This is a genomic window from Tessaracoccus yangjingae (genome assembly GCF_054483935.1).
This window is the reverse complement of record NZ_CM137014.1, coordinates 3,294,351-3,319,509: the sequence shown is the minus strand read 5'-3', so window position 1 is coordinate 3,319,509 and position 25,159 is coordinate 3,294,351. Positions and strand designations below refer to the sequence as shown.

Sequence of the window (25,159 nt, the reverse complement as noted above, 5' to 3'; positions counted from 1 at the left end):
CACGGTGAACGGCGCCACCCAGGGGGGATGGGTGGCGCCGCTCAGGGGAAGATGTTACCCGTAGGTGTTGATGTGGACGTGGTTGTAGTGGTTGGCGTTGTCGCTGCCGCGGTCCGCCATCAGCCTCCAGCCCTCGCTGGAGCGCTGCACGGACCAGATCTTCTGGGCGAAGATGATGTAGTTGATGTTGTACTTGGCGGCGTTGGCCTTGTAGTACAGCGCGATCTCCCAGCCCAGCGCCTGGTTGGACTTGTAGCTGGGGATCATCACGTCGACGGCGCGGCCGGCGGGATGGTCCGGGGTGACGTCCTGGCGCCAGCCGTACATCGTGGTGATGGCCGGGTACCGGTTCCAGATGTCGCGGACGATCGCCTGGACGTTGGCGTTGGTCTTGTCGAGGCCGCTGGAGTACCCGCGGTTGAGGGTGGTGCTGCTTCCGCCGGAGGCCGTGCCGTCGGCCGGTTTCGTGGTTGACAGGTAGCGGGCGGTCACCCACCGCAGAGCGCCGTTGACCACGGCCTGGGCGCGGCCGTTGGTGACCAGGCCGGTGACCTGCACCACGCCGCCCTTGGGGATCTCGCCCACATACGACGTGCCGCTGCTCGCCGTCCAGATGTTGAGCACCGTGGTGGCGTACCGGGTGGTCGTCGCGGGGACGGCCGGGGCGGTCGGGGCCGGGGTGGTGGCGGAGACCGCGACCAGGTACTTCGCGTTCACCCAGCGCACGGCGCCCTTGTAGACCACCTGTGCCATGCCGTTGGTGACCACCCCGGTGGTGTCCAGGATGGTCCCGGCAGGCACGTCACCCAGGTTGACGAAGCCCGTGTAGGGGGTGGTGCGGATCATGAGGGCCACCGTGGCGCGGCCCTTCCCGGTGATCTTGGGCAGTTCGCCGTAGGCGGCCGCGGCGGTGGGGCTGAGGTACTGGGAGGCGGCCCACAGCAGCTTCCCGTTGTAGGTCACCTGGGCGTAGGCCCCGCTGACCTTGCCCGACAGCTTGAGGGCGGTGCCGCGCTGCACGACGATGGAGACCGCGTCGGACAGCGACGGCCCCACGCGGAGGTTGAGGTTCGCCGTCGTGTAGACGGTGCCCGTGGATGCGGCGGTGCTTCCGTTGGACGTCTCGGACGAGGGGCTGGAGGCGGCGGTGCCCCCGGAGAGGTAGGCGCTGGCGACGTAGGCAGTCTTGCCCTGGTAGGTGACGGTGGTCCATCCGTTCGCCGAGCCCGAGCTGGGCAGGCTCTGGCCGCGCTGGAGGACGGCCAGGCGGGTGCTCGACGTCGTGGGAGCCGAGCGGATGTTCACGTTGGTGGTGGCGGTCACGTTGGCGATCTCCGCGTCCGCCGCGGGTCCCAGGGCGAGGGTGCCGAGCCCTTGGACCAGGATCGCGATGCCCGCCGCGGCGCCGATGCCGCGCAGGCTCTTGAATGCTGTTCTCACGTCTCTCCTCGTTCACACGTCAGTGCTGGTGGAGGACGGACGCGCCGCTTCCTCGGAGCTTCATAGCCCCCGACACGTCCGGCCACTGCCCCGGAGACTAAGAGCGCCCCTCATGATGGAACAACGCGTTGTGAGAACTGCCTGAGAGGGCGCAAGCCGACACGCCGCGCGCGGGGGAAGAGTTACACCCTTGGGATTAGCCGGCGGCCAACGGTCATCAAGCGATGTGACTAGGGCTTTTGTCCGAGCGACTGGCCGAAAGTGAATACTGAGGCGCCGGTGAGAGAGTCTTGGACGCCTCAGAATCAAGGTGAGGTCAACTCTGACTTGAGGTTCACGGTCCGAGGTTGAGGTTCAGGGAAGATCCCGGGGCTCCACCCATGCCCGCTTCAGGGTGCTGGTCCACTCCAGGGCCAGGCCGTACGAGCCGGGGGGGAGATATCCGGCCCGCAGATCCGACGCGGGCACCTGGGCGACGCCGAGCAGTTCGGCGAGCCGGACGCGATCGCGGGCGCCGGCCACGGCGGCCACCACCGGCAACCTCAGCGCACGCCGGTTGGCGGCCAAGGTGGTGAGCACCTCGGGGTGGATCCCGGCTGCCACGACCACCAGTGGGAGCTCGGGCGTCGCCTCGGCGAGCGGCGTCATGAGCTCGCGCATGGCCGAGACCTCCCCGTCGACGATGAGAATCCGCGGCTCCTGGTAGCGCGCCCCCTCGCGGTCGGTGGCGAAGTCCGGGTGGGCGTGCCCGAACCCGAACCCCTCGCCGGCGTGCGGGAGTGGCCCCGCCCCCTGGCCCGACGCGGGGCTGGGCAGGGCGTCGATCTCATCCTGGGTCACGTAGCGGGGCACGTGGCGGTCCACCTCGTCGAGACCGCGGCGCGGTGCGGGCTCCCCGGCCCCGGTGACGCGACGGCGGGCACGCCGGTCGACGAGGACGGCGACGACGAGCAGCGCCGCGCCGATCAGCAGGGCGACGACGAACCAGGACCACGCGGGCATGTCCCCCAGCCTGCCACGCGCCCGGACCGGTACACTGCTGACGCCCCTATAGCTCAGTCGGTAGAGCAGTGGACTTTTAATCCATGGGTCGCGGGTTCGAGCCCCGCTGGGGGCACCGGCTCAGGCCGCGAACCAGTGCACCGCGTAGGGGCGCAGGGTCATCGTCCAGGGCGTCAGGTCCCACTCCACACCGTCGAGGAGCTCGCGGGCGCGTTCTCCCAGGGTCTCGCTCACGCACGCCATGGGCACCGTGATCTCCGTGGGCGAGAAGCTGTACACCTGAACCATGGGGCCGGTTGAGTGGTCCCGCTTGATGGCCAGGACGCGCGGGTCCCCGGTCTCGAGGAACACGGCCTCCCTGGAGGCGTGCAGCTGGGCTGCATGGCGCCGGACGGACAGGACGTGCCGGAGCCAGGCGTTGACCCTCGCCGCGGGCGAGGTGGGGTTGTCGGCGAGCGCGGCCACGGCCGCCCAGTCCATCACCGGGCGGTGGACCCACCGGTTGTCGTCGGCGTGTTCGGGGTCGCGGGCGAAGTCGTGGTCGTTGAGCATGGCCACCTCGTCGCCCATGTAGATCAGCGGAATGCCACCCCACCCGCAGATGACGGCGTGCAGCAGGTTGATCCTGGCCACCGCCTGCTCCTCCTTGTACGCGTTGCCCGATTCCAGCGCGGCCTCGAGCCCCGCCAAGGAGGCCATGGAGCCGGAGATCCGCCGGTCGCCGGTGGCGGGATTGGCCTGGAACACCAGCCCGCGGGCGAAGGAGTCCGGGTGGATGCCGGAGTAGAAGTCGCTGAGGAAGGAGCGGTGCTGGAACCCGTTGAGCCCGGAGGTGGCGGCGTCGAGGTCGTCGATCGCCCAGCCGATGTCGTCGTGGCAGCGGATGTAGGTGCCCCACGTGGCCGTGGCCGGCTTGGGCGGGAAGCCGCCCAAGGCGCGGCGCAGGAGGGTGGTGTCGTGCGTGGCCAGGGTCGACCACAGCTGAGCCATCAGGGAGTTGTGGTAGGCGATGTCAGAGACCTTGCCGTAGTGCTCGCCCGCCCCGAAGTAGGTGATGAGGTCCTTGGGGCCGACGATGGCCTCCGCCTTGAACGCCACCGCGGGGGCCGCGATCCTCACGGCCGCGCGGAGCGCCTGGGTCAGCGCGTGGACGGCGGGCTGGTTCTGGCAGTTCGTGCCCATCACCTTCCAGATGAAGGCGATGGCATCGAGCCGCAGCACCTCCACGCCACGGTTGGCCAGCTCCAGGATGATGTCCAGGTACTCGATGAAGACGTCGGGGTTGGCCCAGTTGACGTCCCACTGGTAGTCGTTGAACGTGGTCCACACCCAGCCGGCAAGGTCGTCGTCCCAGGTGAAGTTGCCGGGGGCGAAGTCCGGGAAGATCTCCGGCAGCGTCGCCTCGTAGCGGTCCGGCATGGTGCGGTCCGGGAAGACCATGAAGTAGTCGCGGTACTTCTGCTCACCGGCGCGCGCCCGCTGGGCCCACTCGTGCTCGCGGGCCACGTGGTTGAGGACCAGGTCCACCACCAGCGAGATGCCGTCGGCGCGCAGCTTGGCGGTCAGGGACTCGAGGTCCGCCATGGTGCCCAGATCCGGCCTGATGGTGCGGTAGTCGGCGACGGCGTAGCCGCCGTCGTTGGCGCCCTCGCGAGGCTGGAGCAGCGGCATGAGGTGCAGGTAGGTGACGCCGAGGTCCTGCAGGTAGTCGAGGTGGTCGGCGATGCCGTTGAGGGTGCCGGCGAACCGGTCCGTGTATGCCACGTAGCCCACCTGGGTGGGGAGCTGCAGCCAGTCAGGGCGCAGCAGACGCGCCTCGTCCAGTTCGCGGAGGTCGTCGCTGCGGGCGTCGAACCGTTCCCGGACGAGGTCGCGCACGCGGTCCGTGACCTCCCAAGCCCGTTCCCCGTAGACGCCCTCCAGCGCCGAGATCAGTTCCGCGCCGTAGCGCTCCCACCTGAGGTCGAAGGTCGTCTTCACGCCCTCAGCCTAATGCTCAGCCTCGCGCCGTGAGGGGCATCCAGGGGGGTTGCGTGGTGGGCTGGACGACGTGGCGTTCCCACGTCGTCCACCATGTCTCGACCGCGTCCGGAAGTGGGGTGCCGTGGGTGGCGCGGACGGAGTCGCGCAGCTCGATCTTGGCGCTGCGCAGGGTCAGGAACTCGCGCCGTCCGGGCTCCGGGTTCGCCAGCAGACGCTCTTCGAGGCGGAGGATCCGCACGCGCAGGGCGATGATGCGGCGGTGCAGCGCCTCTGCCGCCTCACCGAGGTCGAGGTGCCGCTCGGCGGCCCGGAGCCATCCGTAGTCGCGGTTGATGGCGATGAGCCCCGGGTGCACGGTCATCGTGTCGTGCACGGCGAGCTCGGGGTGGATGACGATGGCGTCTGCCGAATGCGCATAGGCCAGCTCATCCCGGCCGGCCTCGTCGATGAGGATCTCGGTGGAGCGCATCACCACGCTGAACATGTCGGCGTCCATCATGCTCGCCCGCTGGGGGAGGCCCTGCGCCTGCGACGAGATGACGTAGTTGCGGGCAGCCCCGAGGTGCCCGATGGCCAACTCTGCGGGCAGGTTCTCCCGAGCGCCGCCGTCGACGTAGGTCTCGCTGCCGATCGGGACCGGGCGGAACACCGCAGGAATGGCGCAGGAAGCGAGCACGCCCACAGCCAGGTCGTGGTTGGTGTCGTCGACGCTCTGGTTGAACCGGTCCACGAGGCTGCCGCTCTCGGTCATGAAGCGAAGCTCGCCGGATTCCAGGGCCACCATGGCGATGCGCAGCGTGACTCCACTGGCGGCGACACGTGCGGGGTCGAACGTCCGCGGATCGAGGAGGTTGGCCAGCATCGGGCCAGGCCGGAACATCGAGCGGGAGCGGTCCAGGCCCTGCCAGATGCTGCCCAATCCGCTGCCGATGCGCGGCAGGCGGCCCAGATGGGAGGCGATGCCGGACAGGACCGTCAGTGACCACTCGGAGCGCACCTCCTCGTCGGGCGCAAGGGCCAGCTCAAGGGGGTCCAGCGGGGCGGCGGGTTCGTCCGGGGTGGAGGGGCTGATGGGCGTTGAGCGCAGGAACGGCAGCAGGGCCGGCCGCTGGCGCACCGGCTTGGCGACGGCCTGCCTGACGGGAGTGACCACCTCCAACCAGCCGGGGGCCTCGGTCTGCAGTCGCTCGAACCACGGCCGCGGTGTGAACATGTCCGCCGGTCCGGTCATGGCCATCCAGAGCTCGGTCAGCCGGGCAAGGTAGCGCTCCTGGCCCTCGCGCGAGGCGTCCTGGGCGAGGGCCGAGGCGAGGATCGCGCCGGCGGACGAGCCCACGAAGATGCTCGGCGCGAACGCCTCGTCGTTGCGGTACAGATAGTCGAGCGCGCCCAGCTGGAAGCTGGCGCGTGACCCGCCGCCCGAGAGGGTGCACGACACCACCTCCGGGCGCGGGCTCTGCCCGAAGAGAGGGAGTCCGAACCAACCCTTCACATCCATCCGCCCAGCCTAGTCAGTGCCCCGGCCAGGCCCTCTCGAGCCGGCAGAGCGCTCTTGCCGAGAGGGGCGCCGCGTGCGGCCGCGCCATGCCGACGACACTCGCCGCCACCCACGGCTTGAGGGCGATCGTCCACGAAGGCGTGAGACAGAACCGTCAACACCCACCGTCCACGAAGGTCGAGACGCATCTGTCCGGGAGCGGGCATGCGAGAATCCCGTGCCCGCCCAGGCGGGCGTGTCCGGTTGCACTGCGGAGGACGGCGGGCCGGCCTGGGCCTGTCGTGCCCCGGAGAATGCCGCTAGGCTCGTCGCAGCCCGTGGGGCAGGAACCCGGTGAGATTCCGGGGCGGTTCCGCCACTGTGACGTCGTCGACCGACCAGCCAGACACTGACCACGGGTTCATCCGACCGATCGACGGGGCGAGAACCCCGAGGAGGACCCCTCGAATGGCCGAGTCGCCCGCGCGCATCGCCCTGCTGTCCACATCCGACACCGACCTGCTCTCCGCCCGCGCCAGCGGCTCGGGATACACGTGGGCCAATCCCGCACGCACGTCCGACCACCAGCTGACCCGGATCGTGGCCGACGCCGATGTCGTCGTCGTCCGCCTCCTCGGCTCCCCGCAGGACCTCTGGCCGGGGCTCGCCTCCGCACGGGCCGCCGGGACCCCCCTGGTGATCCTGGGCGGTGAGCACCAGCCGAGCCCTGAACTGATGGAACTGTCGACGGTGCCGATGAGGATCGCCGCGCAGTCGCACCGCTACCTGGCCGAGGGCGGCCCGGCGAATCTGGCCGAACTCCACGCCTTCCTGTCCGACGCCGTCCTGCTGACCGGCGTCGGCTTCGAGCCCCCCGCCGTGATCCCCGCGTGGGGTTACGCCGACCGGCCCGCCGGTGATCCGGCATTCCCGCGCATCGGCATCCTGTACTACCGGGCCCACGAGGCGAGCGGCAACAGCGCCTTCGCGCATGCCTTGGCCGACGCCGTCGACGACACCGGGCAGGCGGTCGGCGTCCCGATCTTCGCGGGGTCCCTCCGGTCGGCTCCCGACGCCCTCTACGACGCCCTCGGCACCCTGGACGCCCTCATCGTCACCGTGCTGGCCGCCGGCGGATCCGTCCCGGCCACCGCCGGGGCCGGGGGAGACGACGAGTCCTGGGTCGTCGCCCGGATGGCCGCCCTGGACATCCCGGTGCTCCAGGGACTGTGTCTCACCGCCGCGCGCGCCGACTGGGAGGCATCCACCGACGGCGTGACACCGCTCGACTCGGCGAACCAGATCGCGATCCCCGAGTTCGACGGGCGCATCATCACCGCCCCGTTCTCGTTCAAGGAGATCGACGAGCAGGGCCTGCCCGCCTATGTCGCGGACCCGGAGCGCACCGCCAGGGTGGCCCGGATCGCCGTCAACCACGCCCGGCTCCGACACCTCCCCAACGCGCGCAAACGCGTGGCCCTGGTGCTGTCGGCCTATCCGACCAAGCACTCACGCATCGGCAACGCCGTCGGGCTGGACACCCCGGTCTCCGCGATCCACCTGCTGCGACGACTCCGCGCCGAGGGCTACGACCTGGGCCCCGCCGACGACACCGCCGGCTTCCCGATCCATCAGCTGCTCGACCTCGGCGACGACACCGCGGCCGGGGACGCGCTCATCCACACCCTCATCGCCGCCGGAGGGCAGGACGAGGAGTGGCTCACGTCCGCGCAGCTGACCGGGGCGCACGTCCGCATCCCCGCCCCGCACTACGGCGCGTGGACCGCGCACCTGCCCGCCGACCTGCGCGCCGCCATGGTGGCCTCCTGGGGTGAGCCGCCCGGCACCCTGTTCGTCAACGAGGCGGGGGAACTGGTCCTGGCGACTCTCCAGGCGGGCAACGTCGTCATCCTCATCCAGCCGCCGCGGGGTTTCGGTGAGAACCCCGTCGCCATCTATCACGACCCTGATCTGCCGCCCAGCCACCACTATCTCGCCGCGTACCGCTGGCTCGAGCACGGCTTCTCGGCCGACGCTGTGGTCCACCTGGGCAAGCACGGCTCGATGGAGTGGCTCCCCGGGAAGAACGCCGCGCTGTCCGCCTCCTGCGGCCCCGATGCCGCGATCGGCGATCTGCCCCTGATCTACCCGTTCCTCGTCAACGACCCCGGAGAGGGAGCCCAGGCCAAGCGCCGGGCGCACGCCACGATCGTCGACCACCTCATCCCGCCGATGGCCCGGGCGGAGGCCTATGGCGACATCGCCCGGCTCGAGCAGCTGCTCGACGAGCACGCCAACATCGCCGCCATGGACCCGGCCAAGCTCCCGGCGATCCGCGGCGAGATCTGGCAGCTCATGCGCTCGGCCGAGATGCACCGCGACCTGGGCCTCGACGAGCAGCCTCACGACGACGAGTTCGACGACTTCCTGCTCCACGTCGACGGCTGGCTCTGCGAGATCAAGGACGCCCAGATCCGCGACGGTCTCCACATCCTGGGTGCCGCGCCCACCGGTGAGGCCCGTGTCAATCTCGTCCTGGCGATCCTGCGCGCGACGCAGGTCTGGGGAGGCGTGGGCGACGCCGTCCCGGGCCTGCGGGCCGCGTTGGGCCTCGCCGACGGCGCAGACCTGGCCGCCGTCGACCGGGCCGAGTCCCGGGCGCGTGAGCTCGTCGAGCGGGCAGAGGCGGCGGGCTGGGACCCGGTCGCGGTGGCGACGATGCACGACGACCCCGAAGTCGGGCGCGTCCTGCGGTTCGCCGCGGAGCAGGTCGTCCCGCGGCTGGCGGCCACGACCGACGAGCTCGATGCCGTCGTCCATGCGCTCGCCGGCGGCTTCGTCCCCGCCGGTCCCTCGGGCTCTCCGCTGCGCGGGCTCGTCAACGTGCTGCCCACCGGTCGCAACTTCTACACCGTGGACCCTCGGGCGGTGCCGAGCCGCCTGGCCTGGCAGACCGGCCAGGCGATGGCCGACTCCCTCCTGCAGCGACACCTCGACGAGACCGGCACCTACCCGGTGTCGGTCGGGCTCTCGGTGTGGGGCACCAGCGCCATGCGCACCTCGGGCGACGACGTGGCCGAAGTCCTCGCCCTGCTCGGTGTGCGGCCCGAGTGGGACGAGGCGTCGCGGCGGGTGTCGCGGCTGACGGTGGTGCCGCTCGAGGAGTTGGGCCGCCCCCGCATCGACGTCACGCTGCGCATCTCGGGCTTCTTCCGCGACGCCTTCCCGCACGTGGTCGCGATGCTCGACGACGCCGTCGGCATGGTGGCCGGCCTCGACGAACCCGTGGAACTGAACTTCGTGCTGGCTCACACCCGCGCCGACCTCGCGCTGCACCGCGACCCCCGCCGGGCCACCACGCGCATCTTCGGTTCGAAGCCCGGCTCCTACGGGGCCGGCATCCTGCAGGTGATCGAGTCCGGGACCTGGCGCGACGACGCCGACCTCGCCGAGGTGTACACGGCCTGGGGCGGTTTCGCCTACGGCCGCGATCTCGATGGGGCCCCGGCCGCCGAGGACATGCGGACCAACTACCGGCGGATCGCGGTGGCGGCGAAGAACGTCGACTCCGCCGAGCACGACATCGCGGACTCCGACGACTACTTCCAGTACCACGGCGGGATGGTGGCCACCGTGCGGGCGCTGACCGGGACGGCGCCGCGGGCCTACGTCGGGGACTCCACCACGCCGGATGCCGTCCGCACCCGGACCCTCGCCGAGGAGACGGCGCGCGTGTTCAGGGCCCGCGTCGTGAACCCCCGATGGATCGCGGCGATGCAGCGGCACGGCTACAAGGGGGCCTTCGAACTCGCCGCCACCGTCGACTACCTGTTCGGCTTCGACGCGACCGCCGGCGTCGTGCATGACTGGATGTACGACCGGTTGGCCCACGCCTACGTCCTCGACGGCGCCACGCAGGAGTTCCTGCGCAGGTCCAACCCCTGGGCCCTGCGTGGGATCATCGAACGGTTGCACGAGGCCGCGGAGCGCGGGCTGTGGGCGGAGCCCGATGCCGATACCCTCGCGGCCATGCGTGACGTCTACCTCGAGGTCGAGGGCGAGCTGGAGGACGAGACGCCATGAGCGGACCGGTGAGGGTGCGGATCCTCGGCATCGGCATGGGTCCGCACCACGTGACGCCGGAGGTGTCGCGGGCTCTGGCCGGCGCCGACTACGTGCTCGCGGCCAGGAAACGCGATGACGACGGGCTGCTGGCGGCCCGCCGGGCCATCGCAGCGGCCCACGGCGTGGACGTGGTGGAGATCCCCGACCCGGAACGCGACCGCGACGATCCCGCGGACTATCCGGCCGCGGTCAGAGCCTGGCACGCGGCCCGGATCGCCGCCTACGAGGAGGTCCTGCGGGCCCGGGGCGGCACGGCGGCCTTCCTGGTCTGGGGTGACCCGGGCCTCTACGACTCGACCATCCGCATCGTCGAGGGGATCGCGGCGAGGCTCCCGCTGAGCTTCGACGTGCTGCCGGGGATCAGCGCCCCGCAGGCGCTGGCGGCCCGGCACAGGATGGTCCTCCACCCCGTCGGAGAGCCGGTGCACGTCACGACGGCCCGACGGCTGCGCCGTGACATCGCGGCCGGCCAGACGAACCTCGTCGTCATGCTGGGCGGGGTGCCCGCCCTCGAGGGCCTCGACGACTGGTCGATCTGGTGGGGGGCCAACCTCGGCGCCGAGTCGGAGGAACTGCTGGCGGGCCGGGTGGCGGAGGTCGGCAGCGCCCTGGCGGCCGCGCGGGAGCGCGCCCGGGACCGCGCCGGCTGGGTCATGGACATCGCGCTCCTGCGTGCCCCCGGCGGGACGGCCCCACCGCCTCGGGGCGGTGCCGGATGAGGCTGCTGATCCTGGGCGGCACCAGCGAGGCCCGGCGGCTGGCCGCGCGGCTCGTCGAGGTGCCGGGCATCGATGTCACCACCTCGCTGGCCGGCCGGGTCGCTGCCCCGCGGCTGCCGCCGGGCCGGGTCCGGACGGGGGGCTTCGGTGGTGTCGAGGGCCTCCGTGCCGAGCTCGCGGCCTACGACGTCGTCGTCGACGCCACCCATCCCTTCGCGCTGGGGATGACCGCCAACGCGGCCGAGGCATGCCGCGCCGACGGTGTGCCGCTGCTCAGGCTGGAGCGGCCGGGCTGGCCGCCGGACCCTGCCTGGTGCATCGTCGAGGACCACGACACGGCGGCCGATGCCGCCGCGGGGGCAGGGACCCGGCCGTTCCTCACCGTCGGACGCCAGGAACTCGCGCGCTACGTGCCGGCGCTGGGCGACCGGCCGGTGCTGGCCCGCGTCGTGGACGCCCCCGACGTCCCGGTGCCCCCGGCCTGGGAGATCCTGCGCAGCCGCGGCCCCTACCCGCTCGACGGCGAGCTGGCGCTCATGCGCCGCCACCGCACCGACGTCCTCGTCACGAAGGACTCGGGGGGCACCTACACCCGGGCGAAGCTGGACGCGGCCGCGGAGCTCGGTGTGACGGTGGTGATGGTGCGGCGGCCGCCGGGCCCGCCGGACGTGCCCACCGTGGTGGACGTCGACGCGGTGCTGGCCTGGTTGCTGCGGAGGGGGTGAACGGGGCGGGAGCCCCCCTCACCACTCGATGCCGCGCTGCCCCTTCTGCCCCGCGTCCATCGGGTGCTTCACCTTGGTCATCTCGGTGACCAGGTCCGCGATCTCGATCAGACGCGGGTCGGCGCCCCGCCCGGTGATGATCACATGCTGCGTTCCCGGGCGCTCCGCCAGGGTGCTGACCACGTCCTCGACGTCGACCCAACCCCACGTCATGGGGTAGGTGAACTCGTCCAGGACGACCAGGTCGTGCGCCTGGTCGGCGAGCCGGCGCTTGACCTCCAGCCAGCCCTCGTGGGCGGCCTCCCGGTGGTCGTCCACCTCACCCTGCTTGCGCGTCCACGACCAGCCGGCACCCATCTTGTGCCATTCGACGGGCCCCCCTTCGCCCGTCTCGTCGTGCAGGCGCCCGAGGCGTTCCAGGACGGTCTGCTCGCCGATGCGCCACTTGGCCGACTTGACGAACTGGAAGACGCCGACCCGCCAGCCTTGGTTCCATCCACGCAGCGCGAGGCCGAACGCCGCCGTGGACTTGCCCTTGCCCTCGCCGGTGTGGACGATCAGGAGCGGCTTGTTGCGGCGCTGGCGTGTGGTGAGGCCGTCGTCGGGGACGGACAGCGGTTGACCCTGGGGCATCAGGCGGCTCTTCTCGTGTGGGTGTGGACGGTGGAGGTGAGGGCGTCGGCCGTGACTTCGGCCACCGGGACGTGTCTGGCGCCGAGGCGCTCGGCGAGACGCGCCGCGAGGCCGAGCCGCAGCGGGCCGCTCTCGCCGTCGACGACGACGCTGATCACGCCGAGGCCGGCGACGTGTGCGGCAGCCAGCTCGGAGCGGGCCAGGGCGTCGGTGCCGCCGGTGGCGCGCCCGTCGGTGACGACGATGAGGAGGGGGCGCAGCCGCGGATCACGGCGGCGTTCGCGCGTCAGCACCGCCGCCGCCTCGAGGAGCCCCTCGGCCAGCGGCGTGCGGCCGCCGGCGGCAAGGTCGTCCAGGCGGGCGGCCGCCACGTCGACGGAGTGCGTCGGCGGCAGGACCAGATCCGCCTGCCGCCCGCGGAAGCTGATCAGGCCCACCTTGTCGCGCCGCCGGTAGGCGTCGAGCAACAGGGAGAGGATCGCAGTCTTGACCTGACCCATCCGCTTGCGGGCCGCCATGGACCCGGAGGCGTCGACGCAGAAGAGGATGAGGTTGGCCTCGCGGCCCTCCCGCACCGCGATGCGGGCATCCTCCGGCTGGAGCAGCACCCGCCCCAGGCGGTCCCGTGCCGGCGCTCGGCCGGCGGCGGCCAGCAGGGTTTCGACGAGGTGCAGACCGCCGACGGGGCCGGCCGCCCGGCTCGCCCCGATCCGGCGACCGGTCTCGGTGATGGCGCGGCTGCGTCGACCGGCCGCCCCCTGGCCGATTCCGTGCACGGTGAAGGTCTTCGGCCGATAGGGGGTCCCGCTGGCGACCCGGCTCTCGGGGGCCGCGTCCCTGACCGGCTCTGGCGGCGGCGCTGCGGCCGCCACCGTCTCCGGGGCCTCGCCGTCGGGCCGCTGGGTGCCCTCCGCGGAGGGGTCCGGAGACGGATCGGCGCCGGGGGAGTGCTGCGGATCGGGACTCTCGCCGGTGGGATCCGACGGTGGCGGGGGGTCGTCGCGGGTCGGATCGTCGTCCGGCGGAGGATCGTCGCGGCCGAGGAGGTCGTCGAGGAGCTGCTCGTCCAGCCCGGGCGCGTCGAACGGGTTGCGGCGCCGCCGGTGCGGCAGGGCCAGCAGGGCCGCCCGCCGGATATCGGCCCGCGTCACGTCGGTGCGCCCCTCCCAGGCGGCATGGGCCACTGCGGTGCGAGCCGTGACGAGGTCGGCACGCAGCCCGTCGACCTCGAACGCCGAGCAGATCTCGGCGATCTTCAGCAGGGCGGCGTCGGACAGCCGCACCGAGGCGACCCTGGCGCGCGACGCCTCGATCCGGCGGGTGAGGGCCTCCTCCGCGGGCCGGTACCGCTCGGCGAAGCCGGTCGGGTCCCCGTCGAAGGCCATCCGCCGCCGGACGACCTCCGCCCGCGCCCCGGGGGCCCGGGGGGCCGCCACTTCCACGGTGAGGCCGAAGCGGTCCAGGAGCTGCGGACGCAGCTCGCCCTCCTCGGGGTTCATGGTCCCGATCAGCACGAAGCGCGCCAGGTGCTCGACGGAGACGCTGTCGCGCTCCACGCTCACCCTCCCCATCGCGGCCGCGTCCAGCAGCAGGTCGACGAGGTGATCGTGCAGGAGGTTGACCTCGTCGACGTACAACAGGCCCCGGTGGGCGCGGGCGAGCAGCCCGGGCTCGTATTCGACGCGCCCGTGGGACAGCGCGCGTTCCAGGTGCAGCGAGCCCAGCACGCGGTCCTCCGTCGCCCCGACCGGAAGCTCCACGAGCCGCACGGGACGGGTCAGCGTCTCGGCCCCTGGCCCGAAGGGTCCGTCGGGGGAGGTCGCCGCCGGGTCCGCGGGATCGACCGAGAACCGGTCCCCGGCGTAGACGCTCACCTGCGGGAGGACGGCGGCCAGCGCCCGTACCGTGGTCGACTTGGCGGTGCCCTTCTCGCCGCGGATGAGGACCCCGCCGATCTCAGGGGAGATGGCGGCGAGGACCAGCGCCAGGCCCATGTCGTCGAGCGCGTCGGTCTCGCAGCCGAGGACGGCAGGGAAGGGAAAGTGCACCGGCATCTGAGGCTCCCGCTCGTATCGCCATGGTCATGGTCGGGCGCGAGGCCGGTCTTCGGACTCGCCCGGTCCCTCGCTCTCGCGAAGGCCGGGCTCACCGCAGCGGGCCTGTGCCGGACTCTCACCGGCTTCCCAGATTCTCCCCGTCGGCCTGCGCCACCGTCTCCGATGGGTGAACCTCGCGGGGCACCTCGTGCCTGTGCGCCCATGCTAACGTCTTTTGCCGTGCCACACAGGAGCCCCGCGGCGGCCCGCCGCACCAGCGGCCGGGTGATCGTCGTCGGGGTGTCCGCCGACGGTGTCCACGCGGTCAGCGAGGAGCTCGCCGGATCCGCGACGCTCGTCGTCGGCGCTGCACGGCACCTGGAACTCCTGCCGCCGGTCCCCGGGCAGCTGCGGCTCCCCTTGCCCTCCCCGCTGCGGGCCGGCCTGGTGGAGATCGTCGCCGCTCATCCTGGTGCGACGGTGGTGGTGCTGGCCTCCGGCGACCCGCTCGTGTCGGGCATCGGCTCGGTGCTCATCGACCTCCTCGGCCCGGACGGCGTCGAGATCCGCCCCGCCGTCTCGTCGGTGGCGTTGGCCCGGGCCGCCATGCGCTGGCCGGCGGAGTCCCACGGACTGGTCAGCGTGGTGGGACGCGACGTGTCGCTGGTGCTGCGGGAGCTGGCGCCCGGCCGCCGACTGCTGGTGCTGTCGTCGGACGAGACGACCCCGCGGCTGCTCGGGGCGCTCCTCGTCGAGTCCGGCTACGGCTCGTCGCGCCTGACGGTGCTGGGGAATCTCGGCGGTGACGACAGCCGACTCGACCTCGACGCGTCCGCCGCGGCCCTACGCGCGGACTTCCCGCGGCTGAACATCGTCGCGATCGAGTGCGTCGGAGCGTTGATCGCCGGGTGGACGGCGGGCGTGCCCGACACCCTCGTGTCGGGGGTCGCGCCTTTCCTCGCCCGTGATGTCCGGGCGGCAGCCCTGGCGCTGCTGGGGCCGGTCCCCGGTGGACGGCTGTGGGACATCGGCCCAGGGGCGGGTCCCGTGGCGGTCGAGTGGCTCCGGGCGCATCCCACCTGCGCCGCCACGGCCGTCGTGCCCGACGCGGCGGCAACCGGGGCGCTCGGCGACCTGGCCGCCCGGCTCGGCGTCCCCGGGCTGTCGGTCGCGGTCGGGACCGCGCCGTCGAGCCTGGCCGACCTTCCCGCGCCGGACGCGGTGCACCTCGGTCCCGGTGCGGCTGCTGCCCGGCTGGCTGGCGCGTGTCTGGGCGCGCTGCGGCCCGGTGGCCGGCTCGTCGCCCATGCCGTCGACGAGGGCGAGGCCGCGGAGCTGGAACAGCTGCAGCGTCGCTTCGGCGGAGACCTCGCCCGGGTCACCGGTGAGGTGTGGACGCCTTCGGGGTGGGTGCCCGGCCACGCGGTCACCCGGTGGGCGCTGTCGCCCGCCTGACCACGGGCTATCTGCGGCGCGCCCGGTCGGGGTCGTACAGGTAGGACTCGCCGCCTGCGGCCGGGTCCAGCGCTCGACCGACGAGGATGACGGCGGCCTGACGGAGCCCTGCCTCCTCGACGGCGTCGGCGATGGTCGCGACCGTCGCGGTGAGAATCCGCTGCTCCGGCTGGCTGGCCCGGTAGACGACGACGGCGGGGCAGTCGGCGCCGTACTCCGGCTCGATCTCCGTCATGAGCGACCGCACCTTCGTGACGGCCAGGTGGAGCACGAGGGTGGCGCGGGTGGCGGCGAACGCCGCGAGCGATTCGGTGCCGGGCATCGGCGTGGAGCGGGCCTGGGTCCGGGTGAGGACCACCGACTGCGCCAGCAGGGGGACCGTGAGCTCCCGCCCGATCGCGGCGGCCGCCGCGGCGTAGGCGGGGACGCCGGGGGTGACGTCCCAGGGCACCCCGGCGGCGTCGAGACGCCGCGTCTGCTCGGCGAGGGCGGAATACAGCGACGGGTCGCCGGAGGTGAGCCGGACCGCGAACCGGCCGGCGCGGTGCGCGGCCACGAGGCGGTCGGTGATCTCGTCCAGGTCGAGGTGCTGCGTGTCCATGAGGGTCGCGGCGGGGCCCGCGTGCGCCAGCACATCGGGATCGAGATAGCTGCCCGGATAGAGCACGACGTCCGCGCGCGCGAGCAGGCGCGTGGCCCGCACGGTCAGCAGGTCCCCGGCGCCGGGACCGGCCCCGACGAAGTGGACCGTCACCGCACGAACCTCGGGGTCCACACGCCGGCCGGCCCCACGCGGGTTCCGGAGGCGCCCACGATGAGGAGGCATTTCATGTCGATCGCCGCCGGATCCAGGTCGCCGAGCGTCGTGACCGTGAGGGATTCCTCGTGACGCCCGATGTCGCGCCCGACCACCACGACGGTGTCGCGGGCCCGGTGCTCCAGCAGTATGCGGCGCGCCTCGGCGATCTGGGTACTGCGGGCCCGCGAGGCCGGGTTGTAGATGGCCAGGACCAGGTCCGCCTCGGCGATCGCGCGCAGGCGACGCTCCACCACCGCCCACGGCTTGAGCCTGTCGGACAGGCTGACCACGGCGAAATCGGCGCCGATCGGTGCGCCGGCGCGGGCGGCCACCGCCTGCACTGCGCTGACACCGGGGAGGACCCGGATTCTCACGTCGGCGTACAGCTCATCCTCGGCCGCCTCGAACACGGCGGCGGCCATGCCGAAGATGCCCGCGTCGCCCCCCGAGACCACCGCGACCCGCTCACCCGTCAGCGCGAGGTCGAGGGCCAGCCGGGCGCGCTCCACCTCCACGGTGTTGCCCGACGCATGCCGCGTCAGGCCCGCCCGATGCGGGACCCGGTCCACGTAGGGTCCGTAGCCGACGACGTGGTCGACCTGGCTCAACGCCGCGACCGCCTCGGCCGTCAGCCAGCCCTCCGGCCCGGGTCCCAGCCCGACGACGAGGACTTCCGGGGTCTGCGCGGTGCTCGGGTCCGCTGCGGTCGGCTCGTGCCGGTGGCCGTCGCCGTCGCGGGACCGGGCGCCGTTGCGGGAGTCGCCGGTCACGACGATGAGGGAGAAGTACGGCACCTCGTCGGCTTTCACGTCGCTCACCGGAAGCCGGCGCTCCCCGGGCATCGAGGCGCGCTCGACGTACACGGCGTGCTCGAGCCGACCCGCGGCCTCCAGCGCGCGGCGGACCGCCGGGAAGGTGCGGCCCAACTTCATGATGATCGCGCCGTCCGTGTCCGCGAGGCGTCGGGTGAGCTCCGGCTCGGGGAGCGTTCCCGGGAGCACGGTCAGGACGTCGGTCTGACGCACCAGGGGCCTGCGGACGGCAGCGGTCGCCGCGGCGAACGCCGGCACGCCGGGAACGATCTCGGTGTCGAACTCCCCGGCGAGCCGGTCCTGCATGTACATGCAGGACCCGTAGAGCAGCGGGTCGCCCTCCGCGAGCAGCACGACGTCGCGCCCGGCGCGCAGATGCCCGGCGATCCGGGCCGCGGAGTCCTCGTAGAAGGCGGCCATGGCGCCCGGGTAACCGCCCGGGTGGTCGGTCTCTCCGGTCGTCAGCGGGTAGGTCAGCTGCTCCTCGACGACATCCGACCGGAAGAGGCCGCCGGCGGTGCGACGGGCGTTCGACTGGCGCCCGGCGGCGGCGTGGTAGGCCACCACGCCGGCGTTCTCGATGAGGCGGGCGGCCTTGAGGGTGATGAGGTCGGGGTCTCCGGGGCCGACCCCGACACCGTAGAACCGCCCATTCATTCCTGCTCCTGCGCCAAGGCGTTGAGCGCCGAGGAGGTCATGGCCGACCCGCCCCGTCGGCCCAGGACCGTGAGATACGGGACGTCGATGCCGTAGCGGTCATGAAGGTCGGCCAACTCCTGCTTGGACTCGGCCGCGCCGATGAAACCGACGGGGCAGCCGACGATCGCGGCGGGCCGGGGTCCCCCGTCGATGATCATCTCGAGGAGGTGGAACAGCGCGGTCGGGGCATTGCCGATCGCGACGACCGCGCCGTCGAGCAGGGGCTCCCACAGGGACACGGCGGCCGCGGTGCGGGTCGTGCCCCAGGCCTCGGCGAGGCCGGCCACCCGGTCGTCGTGGAGATAGCACATGACCTCGTTGTCGCGGGGGAGCCGGCTGCGGGTGACCCCGGTGGCGACCATGGTGGCGTCGCACAGGATCGGTGCACCCGCCTCGAGGGCTCCGCGGGCGGCCGCGACGAGCCGCGGATGCACCACCAGGTCTCCCACCAGATCGACCTGACCGCTGCCGTGGATCATCCGCACGGCCACCTTCTCGGCGTCCGGGGGAACGGAGGCGAGGTCGGCCTCGCGGCGGATGGTGGCGAAGGAGTCGACGTAGATGTCGCGGCCCTCGGCGATGTAGTCGTAGCGCCTGGTCGGCCGGGTCGGGTGCATCATGCGGTCTCTCCTCGGGGGACGAGCACACCCCGCCAGGGCGTGACGATGAGTTCAGGTGCGCCGTCGGCCAGCGTGGCGATCGCGGCGCGGTCGAGCCCGTTCTCCGGCACGGCAACGTGCCGGCCACCCGCCACCTGGCCGTACGGGAGCGGCGCGGCCGGGGTGGGCAGCCGCGGATCTGGCGGCGTCGGCGCGACGAGGGGGGCGGCCAGCTCAGTCACGTGCCAGGCTGCCGTGGGCCCGGATCCCCGCGCCGAGAGGAAGCGCAGGGCGAGGGCCGCGAGATTCTCCGCCGCCGCGGCGAGGGGGACCACCTGGCCCCAGCCGTCGCCGATGCGGAGTTGGCCCCTGTGCCCGTCCAGGGCGACGAGGGCGAGGTCCGAGCGGTGCGCCACGAGGTCGCCCCGGCCGTCGTCGAGGACCACCAGGAATCGACCCGGCAGGTCCGCGAGGCGCGGCGTGGCCAGCAGCCGGGAGTCGAGGGCGGCGGAGGCCGGGCGCAGGTCGGCCCGGCCCCCGGCGAGTCCGCTCTGCGGCGAGAGCATCACATTGCGGACGAGCTCGTGCGAACGGCTGGGCAGCAGGCCGGTAGCTTCGACGGCGGCCAGTGCCTCCTCGTCGAGGCGGCCGTCGGCGCCGGGAAAGGCCCGCACCTGCAGGTTCGCGCGGCCGGTGACGCGCACGCGACCGTCGCCGAACCGCTCGGCCACCGCGGCGAGGGCGAGCAGGGATCCGGTGGCCACGCGCCCCCCGATGAGCCGCAGGCGCACCAGGAGCCCGTCGTCGGCAGGCCACGGACGCAGCGCGCCTGGGCACCGGTCCGGTCGGTCGCGGAGAAGTGTCATGGGAGACGGGGCCCTTCGGTCCGGGGCCCTTGCGCGGGGCCGTCCTGAGACCTGGCGGCGGTTGCCGCTAGGACCAGCAGGTCTTCGGACTCGGGATCATCCGGACCGGAGCGCCTTCCCGGGGGCATCCCCCAGTGGCTGCCATCGCTGGCGTGCTCCGACCGTCACCCTCACCGCTGCGCGTCAGTCCCGGAATCGCACCGGGTTCCCTGACTCCTGGATGTGGAGTACGACTGGCAGCCGTCACCCTACCTGCTCGCACGGATGCTGCCCAGCCTGGTGATCACGGTCAGGACGGACCACAGGATCTTCGGACCTGACGTGAGCGTCACCATTAAGCACCGGTGGCGCCAACTGTCACCACCTCACGGCGCCCCACAGCCACATCCAGAGTTATCTTCAAGTCAGCCAACGGGGAGCGGGCAAGCATTGATCGTTAGGTCCGCTCAATGTCACGTCTGAGGTCGTACTCGACTCTGAACATGACATCTAGGGCATCAGCGCTGGGGGAGTACCCGATCACTCCCATGACCCAACCGGCGTCGGTGACGCTCGAACGTGAAGGAGCGTGCATCCATCCGGGCTCGCGGGGCAGGCACGCGACGCCCTAGCATCCGAGACCTCAGCCCACTGAGCCGGTCCCCGGTCTCCCCAGGGACGACAGCCACTAGTGTCCCTGCGTGAACGACGAACGAACGATCGCGATGGCGACGCCCGCCGAGATGGCCAGGCTCGTGCAGGATGCCATGCTCTACAAGGCGCAGGCGACCGTCCAACGCACCCTGCTCCTTGCGGTGGCCGGCGGCGCGCATATCGCGCTCGGCTTCGTCTTCTACGTGACCTCCCAGGTGGGCGCGGAGGTGCTGCCGTGGGGTGTGGCCAAGGTGCTCGGGGGCGTGGTGTTCAGCGTCGGGCTGATTCTGGTGGTCCTCACTGGGGCCGACCTGTTCACGTCCACCACGATGACGCTGATGCTCAAGGCCTCGGGGCACCTGTCGTGGTGGAGGCTGCTTCGGCACTGGGGCCTGGTGTACCTCGGAAACGCGGCCGGGGCCCTGACCATCGTTGCCCTGATCATCGCGGGAGGGGTGCAGCACAGCGCGGACGGCGCCTGGGGCGAGGTGGTGCTGGCCTCCGCGAGCCACAAGCTCGATCATTCGTTCGTTGAGGCGCTGGCGCTGGGGATCGCGTGCAATCTGCTCGTGTGCCTGGCGGTGTGGGCGGCGTTCTCCGGGCGGACGACCACCGACAAGATCCTCGCCCTGATCGGGCCGGTGGCGCTGTTCGTCGCCACCGGGTTCGAGCACTCGGTCGCGAACATGTTCCTGGTGCCGCTGGCGATCCTCATCCGGCCGGAGCTGGCGCCCGGCGGGTTCGAGCACCTGACCTGGGGCACCTTCCTCACGGCCAACCTGATCCCGGTGACCCTGGGCAACATCATCGGTGGGGGCCTGATGATCGGGCTGTTCTACTGGCTGGTCTTCCGCCCGAAGCGCGACCGTTGGTGAGAGCGACTGTGCGGCCGCCGTCGGGATGACGGCGGCCGCACAGTCTCATGTGCCGCGCCAGGTCGTGGGCCTAGCGGGGAGTCGTCACCTCCAGGCTGACGGTCGAGCGGAGCACCACCGGTCCCACGAGACCGGCTGGCATCCTGGTGTTCCGCCCGTGGACGCTGGGGTACATCCGGTACTGCCCGTAGGTCCCAGGGTCGCTGAGGTAGAGCTCCCTGAGCGCCACACGCCGGTTGTTCTTGACCGGCTGAACCTCGATCTCGATCACGTTCTTGCCGGGCTGCAGAGCGTCCCCGATGTCGAGCGTGAATGGGGCGTGGAACACCTGGGCTTCGAACGCCTTCTTCGTGCCAGGGTTGACGCGCACGGTCGCGGCGTTCCCGACCACGCCCAGGTCCAGGACCACGCCTTCCTTGAGCTTGGCCTTCGACGGGATGTTCACCGTGGTCCGGTAGGTCCCGGCGTCCGTGACGTTCCGCAGGTCGCCGTCGAACTTGCCCACAGCGGTCCAATCGCCGAGCACCGATGCGGTGTAGGTGGCGCTCTGCGTGGCCCCGGGGAGCATCGTGCCGATGTTGTCGGCGGTCACCTCCAGGGTGAAGTCCGTGAGGTTCATCGAGAAGGCCGACGGTGTGGCGTCGAGCGACGCCGGCGTCCCAGCCGTGAGCTGGCCGGGCTGGATCGGTGACTGCTTCGGTTCGCAGAGCAGGATCACTGCGCCGTTGGCATTGAGGGTCGCCGAGACGACGCCGTCGTCGGCCGCGGCCCGGTGGATGCTGCCGGTCTCCTGGTCGAGCCAGTAGCAGTTCGGCAGCTCGGCGGAGACGCTCAGGTTGATCGCCGTCGCCTCGCTCGCGGTGTTGCGGATGTAGGCGAGCTCGCCTCCGGTCTCAAGCGTGCGCCGGCTGAATCGGAGGTCGTCGTTGACGCCGTAGGTGATCGGTGCGGCGTCGAGACCGGCCATTGCCACGGAGAGCCCGGCGGCGTCGACCACGTCACCCATGGCCTCGGCGATGGCCGCTGTCTCGGCGTCGGCGGCCTGGTAGTCGCCGTTGGCGTAGCCCGGCTGCCGAGCCGGGAGGTCACCGTAGAAGTAGATCGGGGCCCCCTGCGCCTTCAGGTCGGCCAGGGCCGACATCGTCTCCACGGGGACCGATGAGCTCTGCACAACCAGTGCGTCGAACGAGATGTTCCCGTTGGCGATGAGCTGCCCGTTCTCCCAGGTGAGGCCGGTCTGGATGGTGTCGTCGTTGATGGCATCCCAGGCGTAGCCGTTGTCCTGCAGCGCGTCGATGACGGCGAGGGGCGTTGAGCCGCCGCCGAACCCGCCGCCGCTGGCCAGCGCACCGAACAGCGGCATGTACACCGCGACATCGGAGCTGGCCCGGCCCGCCTGCATCACGTAGTTGGCCCGCGACGCGTAGGCGTTCATCTGTTCGAAGTAGCCGCTGGTCGACGAGGTCTCGGCCATCTCGACGCCGATCGTCGGCCAGGCGCGCCACCCCTCCTCAGAGAACAGGTTGTCGTCCGACGTGAACGTGGGATCGTCGTTGCCGTCGTACGGGGCGTTGAGGCCGTGGTAGAAGAAGTTGTTCACGCCGCTGGTGGCCATGAGGTCGTACCCGCGCTTGATGAAGTCGGGGGTCACGGTGAAGGGGGTCGATCCCAGCGTGTAGACCTCCGAGGTCACCAGGTTGCGTCCGTACAGGTGGGCGCCCGACGCGACTCGCTTGAGGCTGTACTCGTCCAGGCCCTCGGTCTCGGGGATGTCGACCACACTCGCTGACTTCAGCGTGTCGACGGGCGGGTTGTAGGCCTGCTGCCGGTACACGATGTCGTAGTCGGCGAGGCTGTCGGAGAACGCCTCCATACCGCTGCGGAACGCGCCGTCCAGGAGCCGGCCGTAGTCGTACTCGATCCGGGAGGACTCGTCGGCGGTGAGCGTGCTGGTCAGCAGTTCGGGCCGCACGCCGCCGAAGCGAGCCAGGACCAGATCGTTGAGCCCGAGAGCCGAATACTCGTCCTTGATCGTGGGGTTCCCGTCGATGAGGAACGACTCCTTGAACAGGGCGTAGAACGTGGGGATGTACGGCGTGATGTCGTAGCCCAGGAGCTCCTCGGAGGTCGCGGCGGACTGGACGACGTCGTTGTAGAAGGCGTCGGTGTAGAACTCGTAGCTGTCGTTGAAGGCTGCCCGGATGTCGCGTTCGTCCACGATCTCGCGGAGCGCGTCGTTGCCCAGCCACCCGTCGACCAGCTTCTCGATGGCGTCTGGATCGAGGTGGTCCACGACGTAGTTGCGCTTGTCGGTGGTGGTGTTCTCGATGATTGCGTTGAGGCCGTAGCTCCCGGAGGGCACGCTGTAGAGCGCGATGACCTCGTACGAGCCGGCGGCCAGGGCACCTGCGGTGATTGTGGTGGCGCCCTCGCCCGGGTAGGTCACCGCGGCGTCAGCCAGGTCGAGCACAGTCTGGGACGGGTACGTCTTGACCGCGTCCCCGGCGGCGTTGATCACCTGGTTGTTGGTGGTCAGCGCCGCTCCGGCGGCGGCGATCGGTGCGACGATCACCGCGTTCAGCCGGGTGTCCTCCGGGCTCCACACGCCGAAGTCGAAACCGAACTTCTCCGAGGCGTAGAACGGGCTCATCTCGGCACCGGGCACCCCGACGACCACATCGGTCCCGCTGAGTGCGGCAGCGATGTCGCCGCTCGTGACGGACACAGTGCCGTCCTGGGCGACGTTGATGGTGGCGCGGCCGAGGGCCATGTTGCTCTGGCTGTCGGCAACCTCGATGGAGTCGTCGCTCGCCAGGTATCCGCTGCCGATGTTGAGGTCGACGGTGATCCCCAGCTCGTTGGCCCGCGCGACCACGGCGTCAAGCTTGTCGAAGTAGTCGGGCGACTCGTAGCTGAGGATCTGGTCGTTGTCGTAGCCCAGATCGAGGCCGTCGTAGATGTAGCCGTTGCTCGTTCCGTTGCCTGTCTGGAACCCCTTGGCAAAGGCCACGATCTCCACCGCCCCGAAGCCGTTCTCGTACAGGTAATCCACCTGCGCGAGCAGATCGGCCTTGGTGGCGCCGTTGCCCGGCCACCACCACCGGACTCCGGGCCGGTACTCGATGTCCGGTTGAGCGAACTGAGCGGGATCGATGGCGCTGAAGGCTGTGCCCTGCGGGGCCTGCCCTGGCGGCGCGGCCAACGCCGTGGGGCCGACTAGGAGCGCGGCGGCGAGCGACACTGATGCCGTCGCCGCGACGCCCAACGAAATGCGTCGTTGCACGTGAACACCTCTGTTCATGTAGTGGATGGGGCTGAAGTGGACAGCATCGACAGCGAACCGGCCGGGGGGACGGCGTCGTCCGCCCGGCCAGGACACCGACGATGCCCTGCCATCTGAAGACTATTGAATGGATTCAATACTTCAGTAGTAGGGGAGTCTATGAACGATGGAACAACCCGTCAAGCACTTTTCAGGGATCGGTATGAAGGGTCCACCGGGAGGCGAGCTCACCCGACAGGACCCCGTCAGCTAGATGTCGCAGGTCACGCCGTCTACGAGGATGAGAGGGGAGAGCCGCCGGAGGTACTCTCGGAAGCCCCCGACCAGGTCGAAATCCCCGCCCAAGAGGACCCACTGGAACTGCAGTCCGTCGCACACTGCGATGCACTCCTGGGCGATCCGTTCGAACTCGAGATCCGCGCGGACCAGGCCGGCGTCGGCCGCGGTCTTGAGTTCTGCCGCGACGTTCCGCGTTGTCCTGAGGTACATCTGCGAGAACGCCTCGTGAGCCGGGCTGGCGGGATCCGCCGCCTGGGCGAAGAGCAACATGAACAGTTCCATGAGTCCCGGCTTCGCGGCCAACTGCTCGAGAATCCGCAGCATCACCCGCAATGCCCGCAGCGGGTCCTGGTCGGCTGGCAGCAGGCCCTCGACCGCCAACTCCTTGTCCATCCGCGTGTCGAGGACGGCAAGCAGCAGGTGGGTCTTGGACGGGAAGTGGTACAGCAGACCGGCTTCGGTCAGGCCGACGTCGGCAGCGATCCGCGACACCGGTGTCTCGTGGTACCCATGCCTGTCGAAGTGGGCGGCGGCGCTCCTGACTATCGCGTCCCGCCGGGCCCGGCCGGTCGCGTAGCTCCGCAGGTTCCGCGGCTTGCGCCCTGGATTCTGCCTGGAACTTCCCGGAGACGTCGCGGGGTCAGGCTGGGGCGTTGGAGTGACTCCGTCCCTGGCTTTCACGCCATGAGGCTACAGGCACCGCGGGGGTGGCCCGAACG

17 protein-coding genes, 1 tRNA gene and 3 riboswitches are annotated in these 25,159 nt (G+C 71.3%); of the genes, 6 read left to right on the top strand and 12 right to left on the bottom strand.

Annotation, left to right across the window (positions count from 1 at the left end; all coding sequences use genetic code 11):
• Positions 1-54 precede the first annotated feature (54 nt).
• On the bottom strand, positions 55-1,440 hold the full coding sequence (locus ACX1D3_RS15045; protein WP_458994616.1) for an SH3 domain-containing protein: 1,386 nt from the start codon (positions 1,438-1,440) through the stop codon (positions 55-57).
• A 354-nt stretch (positions 1,441-1,794) separates the two neighbouring features.
• The gene (locus ACX1D3_RS15040) at positions 1,795-2,442 is read right to left on the bottom strand and encodes a hypothetical protein (protein ID WP_458994615.1); all 648 of its coding nucleotides are present in this window, start codon (positions 2,440-2,442) and stop codon (positions 1,795-1,797) included.
• Positions 2,443-2,484: 42 nt separating this feature from the next.
• Here ACX1D3_RS15040 and ACX1D3_RS15035 point away from each other — a divergent pair.
• Positions 2,485-2,557 (top strand) — tRNA-Lys (locus ACX1D3_RS15035).
• Between the two features lie 5 nt (positions 2,558-2,562).
• On the opposite strand, the gene ACX1D3_RS15030 is transcribed toward ACX1D3_RS15035, so the two are convergent.
• Positions 2,563-4,422, bottom strand: coding sequence for an alpha-amylase family protein (locus ACX1D3_RS15030; RefSeq protein ID WP_458994614.1), 1,860 nt, complete (start codon positions 4,420-4,422; stop codon positions 2,563-2,565).
• 16 nt (positions 4,423-4,438) lie between these two features.
• A complete protein-coding gene (locus tag ACX1D3_RS15025) occupies positions 4,439-5,923 on the bottom strand; it encodes a patatin-like phospholipase family protein (RefSeq protein WP_458994613.1) in 1,485 nt (494 codons plus the stop codon).
• Positions 5,924-6,246: 323 nt separating this feature from the next.
• Positions 6,247-6,314, top strand: a riboswitch (cobalamin riboswitch).
• A gap of 56 nt (positions 6,315-6,370) precedes the next feature.
• Here ACX1D3_RS15025 and cobN point away from each other — a divergent pair.
• From cobN to ACX1D3_RS15010, 3 genes are read left to right on the top strand one after another with little or no spacing between them, the layout of a single operon-like run.
• The gene (gene cobN / locus ACX1D3_RS15020) at positions 6,371-9,985 is read left to right on the top strand and encodes a cobaltochelatase subunit CobN (protein WP_458994612.1); all 3,615 of its coding nucleotides are present in this window, start codon (positions 6,371-6,373) and stop codon (positions 9,983-9,985) included.
• The gene (cobF, locus tag ACX1D3_RS15015; RefSeq protein ID WP_458994611.1) at positions 9,982-10,746 is read left to right on the top strand and encodes a precorrin-6A synthase (deacetylating); all 765 of its coding nucleotides are present in this window, start codon (positions 9,982-9,984) and stop codon (positions 10,744-10,746) included. Before cobN ends, cobF begins: the two co-directional genes overlap by 4 nt.
• Positions 10,743-11,471, top strand: coding sequence for a cobalt-precorrin-6A reductase (locus ACX1D3_RS15010; RefSeq protein ID WP_458994610.1), 729 nt, complete (start codon positions 10,743-10,745; stop codon positions 11,469-11,471). The genes cobF and ACX1D3_RS15010 overlap by 4 nt, the downstream gene beginning before the upstream one ends.
• A gap of 18 nt (positions 11,472-11,489) precedes the next feature.
• Here ACX1D3_RS15010 and cobO read toward each other — a convergent pair whose 3' ends face one another.
• Together cobO and ACX1D3_RS15000 are read right to left on the bottom strand one after the other, a co-directional pair.
• Positions 11,490-12,104 carry a cob(I)yrinic acid a,c-diamide adenosyltransferase gene (gene cobO / locus ACX1D3_RS15005; RefSeq protein WP_458994609.1) on the bottom strand — a complete coding sequence of 205 codons (615 nt, stop codon included), beginning with the start codon at positions 12,102-12,104 and terminating at the stop codon, positions 11,490-11,492.
• Positions 12,104-14,158, bottom strand: a complete 2,055-nt coding sequence (locus tag ACX1D3_RS15000) for a VWA domain-containing protein (RefSeq protein WP_458994608.1) — start codon at positions 14,156-14,158, stop codon at positions 12,104-12,106. Before ACX1D3_RS15000 ends, cobO begins: the two co-directional genes overlap by 1 nt.
• 26 nt (positions 14,159-14,184) lie before the next feature.
• Positions 14,185-14,332: riboswitch (cobalamin riboswitch) on the bottom strand.
• Positions 14,333-14,380: 48 nt separating this feature from the next.
• On the opposite strand from ACX1D3_RS15000, the gene cbiE reads away from it, so the two are divergent.
• Positions 14,381-15,595: a precorrin-6y C5,15-methyltransferase (decarboxylating) subunit CbiE gene (gene cbiE / locus ACX1D3_RS14995; protein WP_458994607.1), complete on the top strand. Its 1,215-nt coding sequence runs from the start codon at positions 14,381-14,383 to the stop codon at positions 15,593-15,595.
• A 7-nt stretch (positions 15,596-15,602) separates the two neighbouring features.
• Here cbiE and cobM read toward each other — a convergent pair whose 3' ends face one another.
• From cobM to ACX1D3_RS14975, 4 genes are read right to left on the bottom strand one after another with little or no spacing between them, the layout of a single operon-like run.
• Positions 15,603-16,349 (bottom strand): precorrin-4 C(11)-methyltransferase, encoded by a 747-nt coding sequence (gene cobM, locus ACX1D3_RS14990; RefSeq protein WP_458994606.1) that lies wholly within the window; start codon positions 16,347-16,349, stop codon positions 15,603-15,605.
• The gene (locus ACX1D3_RS14985) at positions 16,346-17,863 is read right to left on the bottom strand and encodes a precorrin-2 C(20)-methyltransferase (RefSeq protein ID WP_458994605.1); all 1,518 of its coding nucleotides are present in this window, start codon (positions 17,861-17,863) and stop codon (positions 16,346-16,348) included. Before ACX1D3_RS14985 ends, cobM begins: the two co-directional genes overlap by 4 nt.
• Positions 17,860-18,525, bottom strand: coding sequence for a precorrin-8X methylmutase (locus ACX1D3_RS14980; RefSeq protein ID WP_458994604.1), 666 nt, complete (start codon positions 18,523-18,525; stop codon positions 17,860-17,862). Before ACX1D3_RS14980 ends, ACX1D3_RS14985 begins: the two co-directional genes overlap by 4 nt.
• The gene (locus tag ACX1D3_RS14975) at positions 18,522-19,370 is read right to left on the bottom strand and encodes a ferredoxin-like domain-containing protein (protein ID WP_458994603.1); all 849 of its coding nucleotides are present in this window, start codon (positions 19,368-19,370) and stop codon (positions 18,522-18,524) included. The genes ACX1D3_RS14980 and ACX1D3_RS14975 overlap by 4 nt, the downstream gene beginning before the upstream one ends.
• Before the next feature lie 58 nt (positions 19,371-19,428).
• Positions 19,429-19,620, bottom strand: a riboswitch (cobalamin riboswitch).
• Between the two features lie 430 nt (positions 19,621-20,050).
• Between ACX1D3_RS14975 and ACX1D3_RS14970 the strand changes: the two genes are divergently transcribed.
• Positions 20,051-20,878: a formate transporter FocA gene (locus tag ACX1D3_RS14970; RefSeq protein ID WP_458994602.1), complete on the top strand. Its 828-nt coding sequence runs from the start codon at positions 20,051-20,053 to the stop codon at positions 20,876-20,878.
• 70 nt (positions 20,879-20,948) lie between these two features.
• Here ACX1D3_RS14970 and ACX1D3_RS14965 read toward each other — a convergent pair whose 3' ends face one another.
• Positions 20,949-24,161, bottom strand: coding sequence for a glycosyl hydrolase (locus ACX1D3_RS14965; protein ID WP_458994601.1), 3,213 nt, complete (start codon positions 24,159-24,161; stop codon positions 20,949-20,951).
• 249 nt (positions 24,162-24,410) lie between these two features.
• Positions 24,411-25,121 carry a TetR/AcrR family transcriptional regulator gene (locus ACX1D3_RS14960; protein WP_458994600.1) on the bottom strand — a complete coding sequence of 237 codons (711 nt, stop codon included), beginning with the start codon at positions 25,119-25,121 and terminating at the stop codon, positions 24,411-24,413.
• Between the last annotated feature and the right edge of the window lie 38 nt (positions 25,122-25,159).